The sequence below is a fragment of the Bacillus sp. REN3 genome, from assembly GCF_017912555.1.
Classification (GTDB): domain Bacteria; phylum Bacillota; class Bacilli; order Bacillales; family Cytobacillaceae; genus Mesobacillus.
In genome coordinates, this window is sequence record NZ_JAERSD010000006.1 from 156279 (window position 1) to 174078 (window position 17800).

Genomic DNA, 17800 nt, shown 5'->3' on the forward strand with positions numbered 1-17800 from the left:
TGGATGCCATGGCTTTACTGTTTGATCAGTGTAGTTGAATAAAGCATTAAGAAGGATATGGCTGCCAGGGACAAGGCCCACAACCAGGCGATTTCCATATTTCCGGCTTCAAGTGCAACATAAATTGCCATCGGCGCCGTCTGTGTCCGGCCGGGCAAATTCCCTGCGAACATCAATGTCGCACCGAATTCTCCCAAAGCTCTTGCGAAACTAAGAATCAACCCTGTTATCAAGGATTTCATTGAAAGGGGAAGCGTTACATAAAAAAACACTTTCCATTCATTCGCCCCATCAACCCTTGCAGCTTCTTCGACACCGCCATCCACAGACAGGAAGCCTGTCTTGGCTGACTGGTACATCAGCGGAAAAGCTACCACTGCAGCAGCCAATACAGCGGCCCACCAAGTGAACATGATCGGACTCCCAAAAAATGCTTCTATTGCTTTCCCAATGGGGCTATTGGTGCCAAACAAAACGATTAGCAAAAACCCGACGACCGTGGGCGGCAGGACAAGCGGCAAAGTTAATATAGTCTCTACTGCAGTTTTTCCGAAAAAACGCCGTCTTGAAAAAATCCTTGCTGCCAGTACCCCGAATACCAATACGAAGATCACGGAAACAGTGGCAATTTCAAGTGAAAGCTTTAAAGGTGTCCAAAAATCGTTACACATCAATCATCAATCCAATGCTGCTTCAAAGCCGTATTTTTTGAAAGTTCCCTATTGCCTATTCGCCATTAAGAAAACAAAAATCTTCTTCATTTCAATTCATTTCTGATTCATGCTCGTATCAATTTTGCAAGTTTCTTTAAGTTCCCTTTTCAGGCTTGCTTTTGCAGATAACAATTTCTGTTTCCTTCAACGGTACTGCTCTCAGCCGGACCAGAGATGTCAACAGGAGCACAAATAACATACAATCAAATCGGGGATTTCCGAAAAAGCTCCCCTTTTTTAACATAATCAAATGATATAAATGATTATATAAGATTATCGGGCATGCTACCTTCAAAAATATCACAAGTTGGTGAATATCGCATGGATGGAGGAGTGTATCAAGGGGAAAATAAAAAAATTAGGCTGTTTTCGTAAACTTTGTTGATCTTTAATGAGTGATTGATTTCCGTCCCAGGTTTCTCGCTTTCCGCAGGGAGTGAGTTGAGCATACCTCGGCGAAAAAGCGCCTGTGGAGTCTCAATCCTGCTGATCCCGCTGGACCTCGTTTCAATCAATCTTCTTGAAATATTTGTTTCTCTTAAAATTGTATGGAAAACAACAATCTTTTAGCAAACAGCCAAAAATAAAAACTGCCAGCTGGCAGTTTTCAGTTTATCTATTGGCCCTGGCCTGTTTTCTGGTCGATTTGCCTGCAGACTTCTTCAGCAGACAGGCCGCTTGCTTCAATTACTGAGCCTGCAATCGCTACATCATGCATTCCCATAACATTCGAATCAATCCCACTGACAACACAATAATCGCAGCCTTGTGCATCGGATTCCTGACGGAGTTCCACTACTTCATGTCCTTGTTCCCTCAAAGCTTCTGATACATTTGTCAAAGATTGTTCAACACCAATTCTTGCCATCAAGCACACCTCCTTACTCCCATTAAGTTATCCAGGGAATGAATAAATTATTCGTCTGGCTGGTAATGATAAAAACATCAGCTTAAGGGGGTGCAGACATGACGAAAAGAAAAGAAGACCCTTCAAAAATTGGATTGAACTCTTCAAGTACAGAAGGGCAGGGGACGACAATAAACGAGACTGGAAACAGGGAAGCTTCTTCGTCCCGTAAAAAACAAAAGAAACATTAACGTATTTGGGGATAAGTCGCTATATACTTGGATCTAGAAAAACATGTGATTTAGGCTCCTGGATTGATGGCATTTTCAACTTTCCCTTGTTTACGAAAGGACAAGGACTTGCTTTAGTGTGACCAGAAAAAAACTATGCCCCATTCGCATGCATAAATCATAATCATTATCCATTAAGTCAGCTAAACACTATAGGCGGGGAATAGGGAAGGAAGAATTTCAAGAAGAAATCCTGAAGCGATCAACACACTGGCATGGATGATATGCACTCAAAGATCTAATCAGCCATGTGAAAGGAAAAGGGAACTGTGAACAAAGAAAAAGCCGGACACACTCCAAAAGGTGGAGTAAGTCCGGCTTTTTTCATTCATGTATCCTCCTCAAACCAGAAGATTTTAGGAGGATACAGAGTTGGTTGCTTTTATAATGAATCAAGCGTACATTTCTGCAATTTGTTGTTGAAGTTCCTGGTCTTCGAGATATTCATCATAAGACATCTGTTTGTCTACGATCCCAGCAGGAGTGATTTCGATGATTCTGTTTGCAACAGTCTGTACGAATTGATGGTCATGTGATGCAAAAATCAGTGATCCCTTGAAGTTGATCATTCCATTATTCAGCGCGGTGATCGATTCGAGGTCAAGGTGGTTCGTCGGTTCGTCAAGGAGCAGCACATTTGCTCCTGAAAGCATCATTATTGAAAGCATACAGCGCACCTTTTCCCCTCCGGATAGGACGTTTGCTTTCTTAAGAACCTCTTCGCCTGAAAACAGCATTCTTCCGAGAAAGCCGCGGAGGAAGCTTTCGCTGTCATCTTCTGGCGAGAATTGACGCAGCCAGTCTACCAGTGATAAGTCACATCCTTCGAAAAATGAGGAGTTGTCCTTCGGGAAATATGCCTGGGATGTCGTGACTCCCCATTTGAAAGTTCCGCTGTCCGGCTCGATTTCACTCATCAATATTTTGAACAAAGTAGTGATGGCAAGTTCATTTTTCCCTATAAGGGCGATTTTGTCACCTTTATTCATGATGAAGCTTACTTGATCAAGAATTTTTTCGCCTTCGATAGTTTTCGAGATACCATCGACCGTCAATAGATCATTCCCAATCTCACGGGAAGGGGTGAAGCCGACATAAGGGTATTTCCGCGATGATGGCTTGATGTCCTCTAACTGGATTTTCTCAAGCAGCTTTTTCCGTGAAGTAGCCTGCTTTGACTTGGAAGCATTGGCACTGAACCGAGCAATGAAGTTCTGCAGTTCTTTAATTTTTTCCTCTTTCTTTCGGTTCGTGTCTTGCTGCATCTTTAATGCAAGCTGGCTTGATTCATACCAAAAATCGTAATTTCCGACATAAAGCTGGATTTTGCCAAAATCAAGGTCGGCAATATGAGTGCAGACCTTATTCAGGAAGTGGCGGTCGTGAGATACTACGATAACGGTATTTTCAAAATTGATCAGGAATTCTTCAAGCCATCGGATGGCCTTAATATCAAGATGGTTGGTCGGTTCATCTAGTAAGAGGACATCAGGCTTTCCAAAAAGTGCCTGCGCCAAAAGGACTTTTACTTTTTCTGCGCCGCTGATGTCTGCCATCTTTTTAAGATGAAGCTCTTCCCCGATTCCCAGGCCTTTCAGAAGGATGGCTGCTTCGGATTCTGCTTCCCATCCATTCAGCTCGGCAAATTCAGCTTCCAGCTCTGCTGCCTTCATCCCATCTTCATCCGTGAAGTCTGCCTTCATGTATATGGCATCCTTTTCCTCCATCACTTCGTATAAGCGGGAATGGCCCATAATCACAACTTTTAGAACTTCTACATCTTCATATTCAAAGTGGTTTTGTTTCAATACAGCCAGACGTTCTCCTGGTGTCAATGAAACGCTGCCAGCTTGGGGCTCTATTTCTCCTGAAAGGATTTTTAGGAACGTTGACTTTCCAGCTCCGTTTGCTCCAATCAGGCCATAGCAATTCCCATGTGTGAATTTAATATTGACATCTTCAAAAAGCTTTCGGTCACCATATCTCAAGCCTACGTTTTGAACTGTAATCATTCTATTTAGCAGCCTCCATTTATATAATCCAAAAGATTATATCATGTTTAGCAGAAGGTAGCGAATTGTTTTCATCCTTTCTGATAGAACACTCCCTTATAAGACATAGTTAGGGTGGAAGAATGAATGGCTTTTGCCAATCGCCTAAACTGTCCTCCTATGTTATAATAAGAACGCGTGTTCGCAAATAGGTGATGAAGAACCTTGAGTATCTGTAGTGGAAGCAGGCTGCGGAAAAACTTTCAATAAAGACTGATCAATAATACAACATGATGTTCAAGATTCGACTTTAACTTCTAAGTTGCTATTGGTCCATTGGTGTTTTTGATAAACTGTTGAATGAGTTGGTGGAAAGTTGATACCTCGAAAATACTAACGCATTTTCCTATGTGCGCAGGTAATTTCGCGGATGTCCATTCGATGTCCAGATGGAATGCGCGGCAGGGAAATCAGGAGATGGGCAGGTATCAGACATACCAGCGGAAAAGCGAAGTGGCCGGAGCGGAAATAGACATTCAACATTCATATAGCGAATCTAGATAAGAAAGAAAGTGAGAAAATAGTTTTTTTAGGAAGAAGATAGGGAAAAGTTGAGAGTCGGACCAATATGAGAAGTTTCTACTTTCAATTATAATCATAAAATCTTTGTCAATTTTTTTGCTCGTTTTCACACTTTTTTCATAATTTTCATGTAAAATGAAAGAAGACAAAGAAGGATTAAAGGAGTTTTTGAAATGGCTAAAAAGCAGATGGTTGATTTTGTTAACCGCCTAAAGGAATCAGGGATTAAAGTCAGCTTCACTAAGCCAAAATCAGAATTTTTCTCCCTGCAAAAAACAGAGAAACATCCCACCACAGTAAATTCACACTAAAATAGCAAAAGCGGTGAGTCTCACCGCTTTTTTCGTTTGCCCAATGGCAGTTCACAATTCATCCATGATAGAGTTGAATACTTTTTCTTTATCGAATTCTTCGCCCATAGGAAACTTCTTGATGAATTTATTGTTTTCATCCACAAGGTAGGTGAAGGTACTGTGAACATAGAAACCATTCCCGGGATCTCTATATTGGAACTTGAATGTATCTGCAACTTTTTTGATTTTTTTCTGTTCTTCCATAATATTTGCAGGATCCCCTGTCAGCAGGATCCAGTTTCCGTCGTTTTCAATCCCGAACGTATCCATATAACCCCTTAAAATTTCCGGAGTATCACGGTAGGGATCGATCGTCACGGTGACAAACTGAACCTTATCTCCGAATACACCCTGTTCCACCAAGTCTTTTCTAAGCAAATTCATTTTTTGTGTCGTGGTCGGACAGATATCAGGACAATGAGTATAGATGAATTCTACAAGCTTGATTGACTTGTTTTCTTTGCCAAAGGTATAATTTTTTTCGTCCATTGTCATCAAGGTAATATCATCCGGTATTTTAGCAGTTGCGTCACGTACCAGGAAATAGGAGATACCAGAAGCAATCCCTACCAATACTATGATTGCACTAATCAAATAGATTTTTCTCATACATAAACCTCCCCCTTTATAAGATATTAAATTTATGATAAAAATCATATGGACATTGTGTGAACGATAATAATGTTCTTGCCTATACTGAAAGGGGCGGATTTGGATAGCGGAATTGAGTGAACATTCTTGCAATAGCTTGCAGGATGATTATAATTAAAAGATAAACTCTTTAAAAAGAAGGGAATCTTAATTGTCATTTTTAAGAATTATTAAAATCATATTTCAAATAGCCGGGTTAATTGCAATTAATAAATTCGGGTTTTTTATTGTTGAATACCTTGGTCTTCCCGTTCCGGGGAATGTCGTCGGCCTGCTCATTCTTTTCTTGTTGCTATGGACCAAAGTGATCAAGTTGGAATGGATTGAGGATGCGTCGGATTTCCTCGTTAAACATTTATCTTTCTTTTTTGTGTCGATTTCAGTCGGTTTGATGACGATTGGAAGCTTGCTTGCAAAGAATGGAATCCAGCTGGCAGCAATCCTGATCATTAGTGCCGTCATTGGGATGGCGATTTCCGGGTTTGCTGCACAGGGTCTTGCCAAACGAAAGGAGACTGGTGCTGGAAATGCTTATAACGATTTTTAGTATCCTGCTAACGGTAGCAGCGTATCTTCTATCCAGGAAGGCTTCTACGAAGTACCCTTCGCCATTGACTTCACCAGTCTTTTTAAGTACTGTCATTGTCATTTCCATCCTTTTGCTTCTGGAAATTCCGTATAAGCAATATGAGCCTGCAAGGGCTTTCATGACCTACTTCCTTGGACCGGCGACAGTTGCACTGGCAGTCCCGCTTTACCGGCAAAGAAAAATAATCGCTAACAATTTCTTTCCCGCACTTGCCGGGCTGTTGGCAGGGACAATGTCCACTATCATATCAGCGGTTGTACTTGCAAAAATCATGCATTTATCCAATACAATCCTTGTGTCCCTGACAGTCAAATCAATTACGATACCGGTAGCTTCTGAAGTGTCTTCGATAATAGGGGCGGACTCTCTGCTAGTTGCAGCATTCGTCATGATCACAGGTATGTGCGGCGCAATGCTTGGCCCATGGTTGATGGATTTGTTGAACATCTCGAACCCTTTTCCGCGGGGGCTTGCAATAGGGACGATAGCCCATGGAATCGGGACAGCAGAAGCGGCGAGGGAAGGGGAGCTGCAGGGAGCAGTCTCAGGGGCGGCGATGGGGCTAGCTGCAGTGATAACATCACTAGTCATCCCTGTTGTCCTTCCTTTTCTGTTGAAATGGTAATGAACATCTGCAAATAAGGAAGCCGTGAATTTTTCACGGCTTCCTTTTTAATCAAGGCATTTTAAATGATGTATGTTTTCAGAATCAATTTAAGAGAAACAATTGATTCGAAAAATTTGATTGGAACGGAGTGTACTCCAGCGAAATAAGCGGGAAAGTTGAAATCCCACAGGAGCTTTTGCTCTGAGGGGCCTTAACTCACACCTTGGGGAAGCGAGCACCAAGAGTGGAATTAATCCCAATATAGTATACGAAAATAGCACTAATCAATGTTACAGAATTCAACTGGACAATTTTCGCAGGCGATTTCTCTCTTTAAATAGTCAAGGTCATGGATAATGATCCTCTTCCTGTCGATTGAAATGATTCCTCTATCACGCAATTCACCGATCATCCTGCTGACACTTTCCCGAGCCGTCCCGCAATAATTGGCAAGCTCTTGATTCGTGAGGGTAACATTGATATGCGTTCCATCTTCCTTTAAAACTCCGTAGCTGTTGCTCAGCCGTATCAGTGTAGAATACAGGGCTCCCTTTTTTCCATGGAGCACGAGATCCCGGAATTTTGTTATTGTTCTCCGGATATGATTGTTCATCCATTTCAAAAACTGATAGGCAAGCTCGCTATTATTGAACAACGTCTGTTCCAGATTCTCAATATTTATGGCGGCCACTTCCCCGCCCTCGACAACTTTTGCGTTAAAAAGGTAACGCGGGCCAACAGTGAAAAGTGTCAATTCTCCAACTATGTCGTATTCTTTACACAACCGCAAATTTAGTTCTTTGCCTTCAGCGTTCATTTTTGAAATTTGGACTTTTCCTGAAAGGATGATGTACATCTCCTTCGCTTCCTGTCCTTCCCGGAACAGGTAAGTCCCTTTCTTGGACTTGATGATTTTATCGGAAGCTTTCATGAGCTCACTGATCTCGTGTGTCAGACTCTGTTGATTGGCCATGTCATCCCGCCTTTTGACTTCCTGTGTTACCCTTATTTAAAGGAAATATTTTCAACAGGTCAATAGAGAAAATGTGAACATTTTAGGATTCATTATAAGAATCCTTGGATAAAAGGAAGAGGGTGGTATTTCCAAATAACGGTATTGATTGGTGGATATCGGAGAATCGCAAAACCTGAAAGAAACATTGTAATAGCTAATAAATATGAAAAATCCCGCGGATTCCCGCGGGATTTTTCATTAATACTATGGTAAAGAGCAGGATTGATTTGTGATGGCTTGCTGGTTTGGAGCCGAAGTGGGAGACTCCCGGCGGAGAGTGAGGGGGAGAGGATAGTCCCTAGGCACAGAGCACCAAGGAGGTTCCCAAGCAGGCCAGAGGAAAACGAAGTACCTGGAGCGGGAGGGGACAATCAACAATCAACTTTCAACATCGTTTTCATTTAAAATAATTCATGATCCAATCTCCGGCAAGACCGCCTAAATAGACTCCAACAATGCCGAGGACTCCAGCAAGTACAGGTGGCGCCGGCAGAGGAAGCTTCATGAATTTAAAGACGACGCCTACTATGATTCCAGCCAGTAAACTTAGAGCCAACTCTTTCAATGAAAATCACCGCCTCTTATCGTGCACTTGAGTTATTATACAGGGGAAAAAACTCTCATTGGTAAACCATGAACATTTTAACACGGGCGCGAAAGAAAAGAAAACCCCTTTACAAATATTGAATAATTGGTTATCGGTTCCAAAATGTGTATCGGGATTAGGGCAGGCTGCCACAGTATCGACTTTACGCTGCGCCGGCACAAATCCGGTGACTATTTAGCAAGGAAAAAAGAAAAAGTTCATCCCTATTCAAAAATAGTGTTAAAATGTAACTCTACTACTTATTAAGCCGGAGGATGGTATGGAAAAACGTATCAAAAGAGATATTTACACGATGCAAGGCTTTTATCTGTTTGTTTTTTTCGGGATAGGGAGCCTTTTTCCGTTATTGAGCGTCTATTTAAGTGAAGTAGAAAAGCTGAATGGCTATGAAATCGGGATTATCCTTTCAGCGGGACCAGTTGTCATGATTTTCTTCCAGCCAATCTGGGGCATGATTGCTGATATGAAGAACATGCACAACCGGCTCCTGACTTTGACTACATTAATAACCGGGATAACAGCTCTTGGCTATTTATTTTTTGAAGGATTTCTTGCCTTTGCCTTCATCGCTACTATTCTTGCTGTTTTTCAGAGCGCAATCATTCCTTTATCAGACAGCATTTCTTTAAAATACACATCTATCGCTGGTGTCAATTATGGGAATGTCCGTTTATTTGGTTCACTTGGTTTTGGACTTGCAGTTTTTCTGATGGGGAAATTGTCGGAATATAATACTCAAGTGATTTTCTATGCATTCTTTATCACGCTTGTCATTGCAGCGTTTTTTTCATCCAAGATGCCTCGGGAACATGCAGGGGAGCCTGGAAAGTTATTGGGCGGATTGAGAGAATTGTTCGGTATGAAAAGGTTTCTTGTTTTTCTTGCGGTTACATTCTTGATATTTGGTCCCAACCTTGCGAATAATTTCTACTTCAGTTTATTTATTGAGGACCGGGGAGGCACTTATACAGGAATCGGCATTGCTTTTCTGATTGCTGTCTTGTCTGAAATCCCATTTATGAGGTTAGCGGGAGCATGGATTTCTAAGATTGGCCTGTTGCAAGTCGCAATCCTGGCTTCGGCCATTTCCCTTGTCAGGTGGATCTTTTACTTCACTGAGCCTCCTCTCGCGCTGGTCTATGGATCAGCAGTCATCCAGGGATTTTCCCTCGGTTTATTTATACCCGCGGGTCTTCAATATATAAGGGAGATCACGCCGGCTCAGCTGACGGCAACAGCTGTAACCATCTATTCGGCTATTGGGAATGGTCTTGGAAACTGGTTTTTCACATTTTTAGGCGGAATCCTCTTTGAAGAACGAAGCATTTATTTTGTTTATTTGTTCTTTGGAATTATGTCACTTATTGGAGTATTCCTGACATTATGGCTGTTGAAGGACCATAAAAAACAGACCTTCAATGAGGTATGATAATTACCCCCTATCCATTGGAAAAGGGGGTGTTTTTTTTGGAAAGAATTCAGTCATGTCACTGTTAGTTCTGGGTTCATGCAATATACACTCACATATCTTCCAAACTGTATGTTTCGCTGCTTCTGGCCAATTGCTTTTTGGGATAAGCGGTACAAGTGAGACACCAGCCGGATCAGTTATCAAAATGGTACCCGCGGACAGAAAGATGGAGAGGATATATATGCTGATGTTGCGAAATTCTAGAGAAGCCAAATTCATGTATGTATCATTGGTATGCTACCAAAAAATAAAGATATGAAAGGGTCAATATGGGATGAAGCGAAGGAGCAGGAAAGAAAACACGGAATTGGCCGGAATCACCCAACAATTTTCGGATTACAATCGGGAGTCACAGCATTCAAAAGGCTTGGCCGAAACACATGAACAAGTCAGTGGCAGTTATACCTCAGGAATAATTGAGCAGGATGCGGGTACTGAGAAAAAGGGATCGAATTCATAAGAAAAAGGCATACTGATCAGTATGCCTTTTTCAGTTAAAAATAAAAGAGGATTTGCCGATTTAAAGCTTTCTGTGTTTTTTTACTTTGCTGGGGGTAAGGGTGCCTTTCTTTAGATAGACAAATCCTCCTTCTAACGCATAGCCAATGACAAGCTTTGAAGACGCTGATAAGACTTTCATCCACAAAACCTCCTCAATGGTATTGGCTTGCGGTACTCTTTTACCCCATAACTATTAATCCAAACAATATGGGATTCTTTAACATAAGAACCTTTGCATAAGAAGTGGCATAAGCTGTGAAAAACAATCAGGGAGGTAGAACAATGCAGGTTCCCTACGTCCATCAATACTATCCTTCACAGCAGCATTCCATGTTTACAAGAAATAGAAGGGCTGCATACGCCAAAGTGAAAGGAGGTCCGCTTGCTCCGCAAATAACGGGGATGGTGGTATTCCTCGAAGTACCAAATGGAACGGAGGTTTTTGCCGAGATATACGGGTTGCCGCAATTTAAACAAGGAAGGGAAGGTATGAAACCAATTGGTCCACATGCCTTCCATATACATGAAAAAGGCAGCTGTGATGTTGGAAAGATCACCGATCCTTTCAAAGGAGCAGGAGGCCATTGGAATCCTGATCAGCAGCCACATGGAAACCATGCCGGGGATTTCCCTGTTCTTTTTTCCAATTCCGGTTATGCAAGAATGAGCTTTTTTACAAACAGGTTCACAGCAGAAGACGTAATAGGAAAGACGGTTATCATTCATCAAAATCCCGATGATTACCAATCCCAGCCAGCAGGTGATGCTGGTTTAAGACTAGCATGCGGGAAAATTAAAGGGTACACTCAAACACCTTGAGAATCTTTTCAAAAGGTATACGGACAAAAGACTCTTTATTGGCTTTTGTGTCATTCCTATCTTAGAACAGTTTTCTATCTCTCAATTACAGGTAGTTTATCATTTAAACACTACAGTCAACTGTCCGTAGGCTCCTGGAAAATTTCCTTTCTATAATGAGATAGCGGGTCCAGGCCATTCTACAGATCATTTACGATGAGCTATCCAGCTATCCCAAACATCAATTTCAAGTCGTATTGTTATAAGTTCTCGTTTTGCTGTTTTATTTCTTTACCTGTCAATAGAATATTCCCGTTTTCCATCTTTCTGTGTTCATCAACCGAACCGCCGGGAATATTGCTTTGATTTGGTCGGCGGTTCAAGCCTTTCTCATCAAAGGTTGTATTCCTATCTTTTTGGGTCAATGGTAGTCACCTCCTGATAATACTAATTTCTCTTTTTGTTACACGAATTATGCAAATAAAAGGATCACCGAAGAATTTAATGAATCTTAAAAAGACACTATTTTGTAACATAGTATTGGTTTTATAAAAAGAGACTGGTGGTATAATAAAAGTGTAAAAAGAATAAATTGACATCTTAGGAGGCTCAACCAATTGTGTTCGTTCCGTAGAGAACGAAGAAAGGGTTTATTCCTTTACAGCTAAATGTAAGCGCTTTACCTTAAGGGCATGGGAAATATTCCCTGGTCACTTGATTGAACACAGTTTTGTTCAATCTACTTCAAGCTTTGTAAGATGTTTGCAGGTCAAGTTCAACTGAACTTTCCACTTCTTCTCAGAAGGAAGAAAACAGAAATTCAGCCTATGAACTTATACGCTGAAAAGAAGTTTTCAACCAAAAGGATATGCCATCGAACAGCTTGATTTTTTGGATGGGATGTTTGGAGAAGATGGTTGGACAATTTTTAAAAATATGTCCGGAAATTCAGTAAAACATATGATCCTGTCAAACTATCTGTATAGCGTCTGAAGGATGGTATAAAGTGATCAATGGTCAAAGATCATGAAAGGGAAATGGAAAGTGCCAGAGAAAAGTGATTTGCAATAGCGAGAGGGAATAATGAGTCTCTCGGTGATTATACCGAAAAATGTGTTTGTCAAGGATTTTCATGAAATCAGTGCAACCACTTATGAACTTCCTTATGCGGAACAAACACACATCGGCTATAGTAAAAGGGAAGATGACAACTCAATAGTATCATTGTTTTGAGCTGATGCTGGTTGGGTCTCCTAAGATGTTAATAAAAAGCTTCATTTGAAGCTTTTTATTTTTTTGGGCTATGTTAAAGACCAGTATTGATTTTTAATACCTTTGTTTGGAGCGGAAGGCACGCAGACTCCTCGAAAATGCGTACGCATTTCCTTCGTGGGCAAACTCGAGGAAGCCCATTCAGTGTCCAGCGAGAGCCCGGAGGCGCAAAACGCCGAGGAGGATCCCGGGCACGCCCGCGGAAAGCGGCCGACTAAAACCACCGCACCCTGCGGCAAAGTCTGCATTAGGTCAACCTTTCCGTCGAAGTGACTGGAGTGGAAAGCATCAATCAAATTTAGCATTGCCACTTTTTAAAAATGAATTGCTGACAAAAACTCAAAATTGTTGCCTGAAATCAGCATGATGAAACAGGAAAAGGCGCCGACTGTGGCGCCTTTTCCTGTTTACCTTTATTCTTCCTTTTTTGATAAGCAGCGATCGCATTCCATCATGTATGACTCTGCTTGTTCATGTATTCTCTCCCCGCATTCTGGGCACACCTTCTTGGGCAGATTACGAAAAAACTCAACCGGACTCTTAATCATTACTAGTTCCTCCTTTTATAATACAATTTATATTTTATATATTCTGTTATAGTACAGTATAAACCGTAAATCATCATTTGTGTAGACTTTTTTGAAAAAAAACAAAAATCAGACTAATTTCCTATATTTAAAGCCCGTTCAGGAAGTGAGCAAAATAATAGTATCAATTTTAAAAGGGTAATCCAGGGTTTGGAAAACGGAAAGAAAGTTCCCAAACGGGCTACGGGAAAGTCAAAACTGGAACGATCGGGGCTAGAGCGTGCCTAAAAGGAGCTTAGTAATTAAGTAAATCGGATTTCAAATTAATTATTTGAATTGTCAATATATAAAAGTGACAAAATTATTACAAATTTAACAGTAAAAGCTTTAATTCTAAGTTAGTTTCCCTTACAATCATAATGAATATATTATTTTAGGGAATGATGAACTTTGGAACCTGAATTAGCGTACAATCCCATCTTATTGCTTGTCGCTATATTATTAACAATTATGTCATCCTATACAGCGCTGGATTTATTCACATTGATTAAATCATCGGACAGGAACAAACGGTTTCTTTTCCTTGGAGGAGCTTTTTCTCTAGGGCTTGGAATCTGGGTCATGAATTTCTTCGGAATGCTTGCGATGACAATCAGCCGGTCAGCTTCTTATCAAATTCCAGTGACATTGTTATCCATCCTGTTGGGAATTTCTTTTACAGCATTAGCGTTTTATTCTCTGACAGGGAAGATGGTAAACAAGGCGAATTTATTTGCTGGCAGTATGTTCATGACGCTGGCCGTTTTGTTTGTCCATATTCTTGGCTTATATTCTATGAACTTTGAATTCAGATATCAGCCGATTATCTTGATCATTGCTCTTGCGCTAGTGTATGGGTCTTTTTTCTTTTCCTTCTGGATGCTATTTCTTTCTAGAATCTATTCTCAAGGTAATCACGGATGGATTAAGCCAATCAGCTCTTTTATCATTGCTGCGGCAATCATTGAAGGTCATTTTTTGCTCACTAAAGCCGCGGTCATGGACTTCAGTACAGGAGGGTTGGGAAATACCGGGATACCCGAATCGTTAATCAGTTATCTGATTGTCTTCATGTCTGTGCTTATTCTTGCCGGATTGATTGGTTCAAGTGCCTTGATAAGCAAGCGGCTGGCTGTTTCAGATACAAACCTGAAAGATATAACAGAAGCTCTCAATGTATCAACAATCGTTGCCATCACTGATCCAAAAGGGAACATCACCTTTGTAAATGATAAATTTGTCGAGATCTCAAAGTATAGTGAAGCCGAGCTGTTAGGCGAAAATCACTCCATCCTGAATTCTGGCTATCATTCCAAGGAATTTTTTAAAGATATGTGGAGAAAGATAGGGTCAGGAAAAGTATGGAAGGGAGAGATTCGAAATAAAGCAAAGGATGGATCCTATTATTGGGTCGATACGACCATTGTTCCTTTCCTGAATAGCAAGGGCAGACCATACCAATATGTATCCATTCGTTTCGATATCACGCAGAGGAAACAGGCTGAAGCCAGCTTGAAGGATTCTCTTAAAGAAGTGAGTGATATCAATTTTGCTTTGGACCAGTCCTCGATTGTTGCTTTTACAGATGAAAAGGGAATTATTAAACAGGTCAATGACAAGTTCTGTGAAATTTCAAAATTTAGCAGGGAGGAATTGATTGGCCAGGATCATCGGATTCTGAATTCCGGCCTGCATTCAAAGGAGTTTTTTAAAAACCTTTGGAAAACGATTGGCTCAGGTAATGTGTGGAAGGGTGAAATCCGCAATAGAGCGAAGGACGGAGCGTTTTATTGGGTGGACACCACTATCGTACCTTTCGTGGATGAAGACGGAAGACCTTATCAATATTTAGCAATCCGCAATGATATCACTGAAAAGAAAAGATCCGAAGAGATGCTGCACCGCCAGGATAAGCTTGCGGCAGTTGGCCAGCTTGCTGCAGGTGTTGCACATGAAATAAGGAACCCGTTGACATCGATGAAGGGATATGCCGAATTCTTGCAACTAGATGAAGCGGATCCACAACGCAAAGAGTTTATTGACATCATCCTTGATGAAATCGACCGTGTCAACAATATCGTTGAAGAATTCATGGTCTTAGCAAAGCCGAAGGCAGTCGAACTCGAGGAGAAAAATATCATTCCAATTGTCAAAAATGTTGTTTCAATGCTGAAGTTCGAGGCTAGAAAACGAAATGTAAGCCTTAATTTCGACTCCAGGAATGAGATCATCCAGATTGAGTGTGACGAAAATCGCCTCAAGCAGGTTTTTCTCAACTTTATAAAGAATGGGATTGAAGCAATGCCTGATGGCGGCGATTTAACCGTTAAAATTGATATCCAGGATGAAAGTGTGATGATATCAATCCAGGATACCGGCGTCGGGATTCCTCCGGAAACGTTGAAGAAAATCGGTGAACCATTTTACACAACGAAGAAAAATGGCAATGGCCTTGGCCTTATGGTCAGCTTCAAGATTATCGAAAGTCATAATGGCAAGGTTTATATTGAAAGTGAACAAAATAAAGGCACCACTTTTAAAATCATGTTCCCTGCAAAAATTGCATAAGGATAAAAACAAGGCGGAAGATACCGCCTTGTTTTTTGTCGAAAAAAAAGTTGGTAATATGACAAAGAAATCCTCATTCCAACCAACAATAGAGTGCATTTTTAGATTAATATGGATAGTAAGAAAGTTTTTAATAAGGGAAAATGCGAGGAGGGGTTGGAATGGCAACAACCAGCCAGGTAAAGACAGTCTGTGGGTATTGCGGGACAGGGTGCGGCTTGGTTTTAGAGGTGGAGAACAACAAAATCGTCAAAATCCGTGGAGACAAGGAGGCGCCAGTCAATAAAGGGCAGACATGCGTGAAGGGAGCTTTTGCATACGAATATGTTCATGCACCCGAACGGCTGACATCTCCAATGATAAGAAAAGCTGGGGAGCTCGTGAAAGTTTCATGGGATGAGGCCCTGAATTTTATTGCAAACAGACTTTCATCTATTAAAAAGGATTTTGGCGCAGAGTCGATTTCGATGTTCGCATGTGCCAGGACTACAAATGAATCTAACTACATTACACAAAAGTTCATGAGAGCCGCCATTGGAAACAACAATATTGATGGCTGTAACCGAACGTGACACGCTCCAAGCGTCGCCGGTCTGGCGACTGTATTTGGCAGTGGATTCCCTACAAACCGGCTGGATGATATCGATGAGGCCGAAGTGTTATTACTGATGGGGTCCAATACAACGGAAGCCCATCCAATCATTGGGAACAGAATCAAAAAGGCAGTAAAAGCAGGATTGAGAGTCATCGTGGTCGACCCAAGGAAAATCGATATGGTCAAGTCGGCCGAAAAGCATTTGCAAATCAACGTCGGATCTGATATCGCACTGATCAATGCGATGATCAGGATTATCATAACGGAAGGCTGGTACGACCGTAGTTTCATAGAGAGGAATACGATAGAGTTCGACACGTTACTCGAAAAGGTAGATTTATATACTCCTGAGTATTCTGCGGCCATTACAGGTGTCCCAGCAGAAGAAATTGTAGAGACAGCAAGGCTGTATGCAAATTCAAAGCGTTCAATGATTGCCTATACGCTGGGAATTACAGAACATCATTGCGGAGTAAATAATGTGTTTGATATTGCCAATCTAGCATTGCTGACCGGTCACATCGGGAAGCCAGGGTCAGGAATCATGCCGCTCAGAGGACAAAATAACGTACAGGGAGCCGGTGATATGGGATGTCTCCCGAATCAGCTTACTGGCGCTGTCAGCGTGTTGGATGACAATTATCGAAGGCGTTATGAAGAGGAATGGAAAGTGAAAATCAGCTCCAAAGTCGGAGACACCCAAACAAGGACCTTCGATAAAATTGAGTTGGGTGAAATAAAAGCCTTGTATGTGATTGGTGAGAATCCGCTGTTAGCGGATGTCCATATGAACCACACGAAAAGGATACTGGAACAGCTTGACCTCTTGATTGTGCAGGATATCTTCATGACAGATACAGCGGAATTGGCAGATGTTGTGCTGCCAGCAAAATCCTGGGGGGAAGTCGACGGCACCTATACCAATACTGATAGGAGAATTCAACGTGTACGTAAAGCTGTTGCTTCCCATCCGGATGTCAGAGAGGACTGGGAAATCCTCTGTGAATTATCTGGAAGGCTCGGCTATCCAATGTCGTACACATCGAGTGAAGAGATATGGAATGAGGTTAGGAAGCTTGCCTGGGAAATGTATGGCGGCATCTCATATAAACGTCTGGATCAGGAATATGGAATTCATTATCCTTGTCCGGATGAATCACACCCCGGAACGATGGTCCTTCACGAACGTTTCCATCAGTCACAGGCTGATGGAGAACGCTCAGCTTTTGTTCCGGTTGGCTATACTCCGCCATTGGAAATGCCTGATGAAGAATTTCCTTTCACATTGACAACCGGCAGGAGATACGAGTCATACAATACACATACCCAGACGCGGCATTATGCACCGGGTGTGAAAATTAAGCAAACGGAAGAGACTTTGGATATCCATCCTGAAGATGCTGGAAAACTCGGCATAGAAAACGGGGAAATGGTGAGAGTGAGTTCAAGAAGAGGGGAATTGACAGTCAGAGCAAAGGTGACGAGTCAAGTTGTTCCTGGTCTGGTGTTCATGAGCTTTCATTGGTCCGAAGTGCCGACAAATGTACTGACATTGAACGAATATGATCCGATTTCCGGCACAGCAGAATTTAAAGCCTGTGCGGTCAAAGTTCAATCTGTAAGTAATTGAATTTACGGAAAGCCCATGTTTCCAAATAAGGAAACATGGGCTTTTTTGTCCAAGAAGGAGTTTATTTATTATTCTTAGGCACTTACTTTTGGTCCTTTTATATCTCAGATTTATATTTTTTTAAATTTCTTGGCAGGTAAGGATGGCTGGATTC

Annotated in this window: 17 protein-coding genes and 1 pseudogene; 10 read left to right on the plus strand and 8 right to left on the minus strand. The window is 41.5% G+C overall.

The genetic code is table 11. The features are described from left to right. Positions 1–14: 14 nt before the first annotated feature. Together modB and JJQ88_RS07780 are read right to left on the minus strand one after the other, a co-directional pair. Entirely contained in the window at positions 15–671 is a 657-nt protein-coding gene (gene modB / locus JJQ88_RS07775) for a molybdate ABC transporter permease subunit (protein ID WP_210365169.1), read from the minus strand. A 658-nt stretch (positions 672–1329) separates the two neighbouring features. Beyond that, entirely contained in the window at positions 1330–1590 is a 261-nt protein-coding gene (locus tag JJQ88_RS07780; RefSeq protein WP_210365170.1) for a YkuS family protein, read from the minus strand. A gap of 89 nt (positions 1591–1679) precedes the next feature. Here JJQ88_RS07780 and JJQ88_RS07785 point away from each other — a divergent pair, with 89 nt between their 5' ends. Further along, complete coding sequence (locus tag JJQ88_RS07785) at positions 1680–1811, plus strand: YuzL family protein (RefSeq protein WP_210365171.1); 132 nt, start codon at positions 1680–1682, stop codon at positions 1809–1811. A gap of 431 nt (positions 1812–2242) precedes the next feature. Here JJQ88_RS07785 and JJQ88_RS07790 read toward each other — a convergent pair whose 3' ends face one another. Continuing rightward, the gene (locus JJQ88_RS07790; protein WP_210365172.1) at positions 2243–3862 is read right to left on the minus strand and encodes an ABC-F family ATP-binding cassette domain-containing protein; all 1620 of its coding nucleotides are present in this window, start codon (positions 3860–3862) and stop codon (positions 2243–2245) included. 734 nt (positions 3863–4596) lie between these two features. Between JJQ88_RS07790 and JJQ88_RS07795 the strand changes: the two genes are divergently transcribed. Beyond that, positions 4597–4734: a hypothetical protein gene (locus JJQ88_RS07795; protein WP_210365173.1), complete on the plus strand. Its 138-nt coding sequence runs from the start codon at positions 4597–4599 to the stop codon at positions 4732–4734. A 51-nt stretch (positions 4735–4785) separates the two neighbouring features. Here JJQ88_RS07795 and JJQ88_RS07800 read toward each other — a convergent pair whose 3' ends face one another. Then, on the minus strand, positions 4786–5385 hold the full coding sequence (locus JJQ88_RS07800; RefSeq protein ID WP_210365174.1) for an SCO family protein: 600 nt from the start codon (positions 5383–5385) through the stop codon (positions 4786–4788). Between the two features lie 193 nt (positions 5386–5578). Between JJQ88_RS07800 and JJQ88_RS07805 the strand changes: the two genes are divergently transcribed. Together JJQ88_RS07805 and JJQ88_RS07810 are read left to right on the plus strand one after the other, a co-directional pair. After that, the gene (locus JJQ88_RS07805; RefSeq protein ID WP_210365175.1) at positions 5579–5974 is read left to right on the plus strand and encodes a CidA/LrgA family protein; all 396 of its coding nucleotides are present in this window, start codon (positions 5579–5581) and stop codon (positions 5972–5974) included. Beyond that, the gene (locus JJQ88_RS07810; RefSeq protein ID WP_210365176.1) at positions 5955–6641 is read left to right on the plus strand and encodes an LrgB family protein; all 687 of its coding nucleotides are present in this window, start codon (positions 5955–5957) and stop codon (positions 6639–6641) included. Before JJQ88_RS07805 ends, JJQ88_RS07810 begins: the two co-directional genes overlap by 20 nt. A 262-nt stretch (positions 6642–6903) precedes the next feature. Here JJQ88_RS07810 and JJQ88_RS07815 read toward each other — a convergent pair whose 3' ends face one another. After that, complete coding sequence (locus tag JJQ88_RS07815; RefSeq protein WP_210365177.1) at positions 6904–7596, minus strand: Crp/Fnr family transcriptional regulator; 693 nt, start codon at positions 7594–7596, stop codon at positions 6904–6906. 439 nt (positions 7597–8035) lie between these two features. Then, positions 8036–8203 carry a XapX domain-containing protein gene (locus JJQ88_RS07820; protein ID WP_210365178.1) on the minus strand — a complete coding sequence of 56 codons (168 nt, stop codon included), beginning with the start codon at positions 8201–8203 and terminating at the stop codon, positions 8036–8038. Between the two features lie 301 nt (positions 8204–8504). On the opposite strand from JJQ88_RS07820, the gene JJQ88_RS07825 reads away from it, so the two are divergent. From JJQ88_RS07825 to JJQ88_RS07835, 3 genes are all read left to right on the plus strand, one after another. Next, on the plus strand, positions 8505–9674 hold the full coding sequence (locus tag JJQ88_RS07825) for an MFS transporter (protein WP_210365179.1): 1170 nt from the start codon (positions 8505–8507) through the stop codon (positions 9672–9674). Positions 9675–9990: 316 nt separating this feature from the next. After that, entirely contained in the window at positions 9991–10176 is a 186-nt protein-coding gene (locus tag JJQ88_RS07830; RefSeq protein WP_210365180.1) for a YozQ family protein, read from the plus strand. A 323-nt stretch (positions 10177–10499) separates the two neighbouring features. Beyond that, positions 10500–11036, plus strand: coding sequence for a superoxide dismutase family protein (locus JJQ88_RS07835; RefSeq protein WP_210365181.1), 537 nt, complete (start codon positions 10500–10502; stop codon positions 11034–11036). Positions 11037–11275: 239 nt separating this feature from the next. Here the strand turns inward: JJQ88_RS07835 and JJQ88_RS07840 are convergent, their stop codons facing one another. Continuing rightward, complete coding sequence (locus JJQ88_RS07840) at positions 11276–11440, minus strand: hypothetical protein (RefSeq protein ID WP_210365219.1); 165 nt, start codon at positions 11438–11440, stop codon at positions 11276–11278. 1260 nt (positions 11441–12700) lie between these two features. After that, positions 12701–12835 carry a protein YhfH gene (yhfH, locus tag JJQ88_RS07845; RefSeq protein ID WP_210365182.1) on the minus strand — a complete coding sequence of 45 codons (135 nt, stop codon included), beginning with the start codon at positions 12833–12835 and terminating at the stop codon, positions 12701–12703. Positions 12836–13324: 489 nt separating this feature from the next. On the opposite strand from yhfH, the gene JJQ88_RS07850 reads away from it, so the two are divergent. The 3 genes and pseudogenes from JJQ88_RS07850 (at position 13325) to fdhF (ending at position 17646) form a co-directional block, all read left to right on the plus strand. After that, positions 13325–15421, plus strand: coding sequence for a PAS domain S-box protein (locus JJQ88_RS07850; protein WP_210365214.1), 2097 nt, complete (start codon positions 13325–13327; stop codon positions 15419–15421). A 161-nt stretch (positions 15422–15582) separates the two neighbouring features. Next, positions 15583–15741: pseudogene (locus JJQ88_RS21655) on the plus strand (hypothetical protein); the annotation flags it as partial. Continuing rightward, on the plus strand, positions 15721–17646 hold the full coding sequence (gene fdhF / locus JJQ88_RS21660) for a formate dehydrogenase subunit alpha (RefSeq protein ID WP_349237110.1): 1926 nt from the start codon (positions 15721–15723) through the stop codon (positions 17644–17646). The pseudogene JJQ88_RS21655 and the gene fdhF, both read left to right, overlap by 21 nt. Positions 17647–17800 lie beyond the last annotated feature (154 nt).

Excerpts from the sequence above, each read along its gene's own strand:
- JJQ88_RS07835 (WP_210365181.1), top strand. The coding sequence starts at position 10,500 with ATGCAGGTTCCCTACGTCCATCAATACTATCCTTCACAGCAGCATTCC.
- JJQ88_RS07850 (WP_210365214.1), top strand. The coding sequence starts at position 13,325 with ATGTCATCCTATACAGCGCTGGATTTATTCACATTGATTAAATCATCG.
- JJQ88_RS07825 (WP_210365179.1), top strand. The coding sequence starts at position 8,505 with ATGGAAAAACGTATCAAAAGAGATATTTACACGATGCAAGGCTTTTAT.
- JJQ88_RS07785 (WP_210365171.1), top strand. The coding sequence starts at position 1,680 with ATGACGAAAAGAAAAGAAGACCCTTCAAAAATTGGATTGAACTCTTCA.
- JJQ88_RS07830 (WP_210365180.1), top strand. The coding sequence starts at position 9,991 with ATGAAGCGAAGGAGCAGGAAAGAAAACACGGAATTGGCCGGAATCACC.
- modB (WP_210365169.1), bottom strand. The coding sequence starts at position 671 with ATGTGTAACGATTTTTGGACACCTTTAAAGCTTTCACTTGAAATTGCC.
- JJQ88_RS07795 (WP_210365173.1), top strand. The coding sequence starts at position 4,597 with ATGGCTAAAAAGCAGATGGTTGATTTTGTTAACCGCCTAAAGGAATCA.
- JJQ88_RS07815 (WP_210365177.1), bottom strand. The coding sequence starts at position 7,596 with ATGGCCAATCAACAGAGTCTGACACACGAGATCAGTGAGCTCATGAAA.
- JJQ88_RS07810 (WP_210365176.1), top strand. The coding sequence starts at position 5,955 with ATGCTTATAACGATTTTTAGTATCCTGCTAACGGTAGCAGCGTATCTT.
- JJQ88_RS07790 (WP_210365172.1), bottom strand. The coding sequence starts at position 3,862 with ATGATTACAGTTCAAAACGTAGGCTTGAGATATGGTGACCGAAAGCTT.
- JJQ88_RS07800 (WP_210365174.1), bottom strand. The coding sequence starts at position 5,385 with ATGAGAAAAATCTATTTGATTAGTGCAATCATAGTATTGGTAGGGATT.
- yhfH (WP_210365182.1), bottom strand. The coding sequence starts at position 12,835 with ATGATTAAGAGTCCGGTTGAGTTTTTTCGTAATCTGCCCAAGAAGGTG.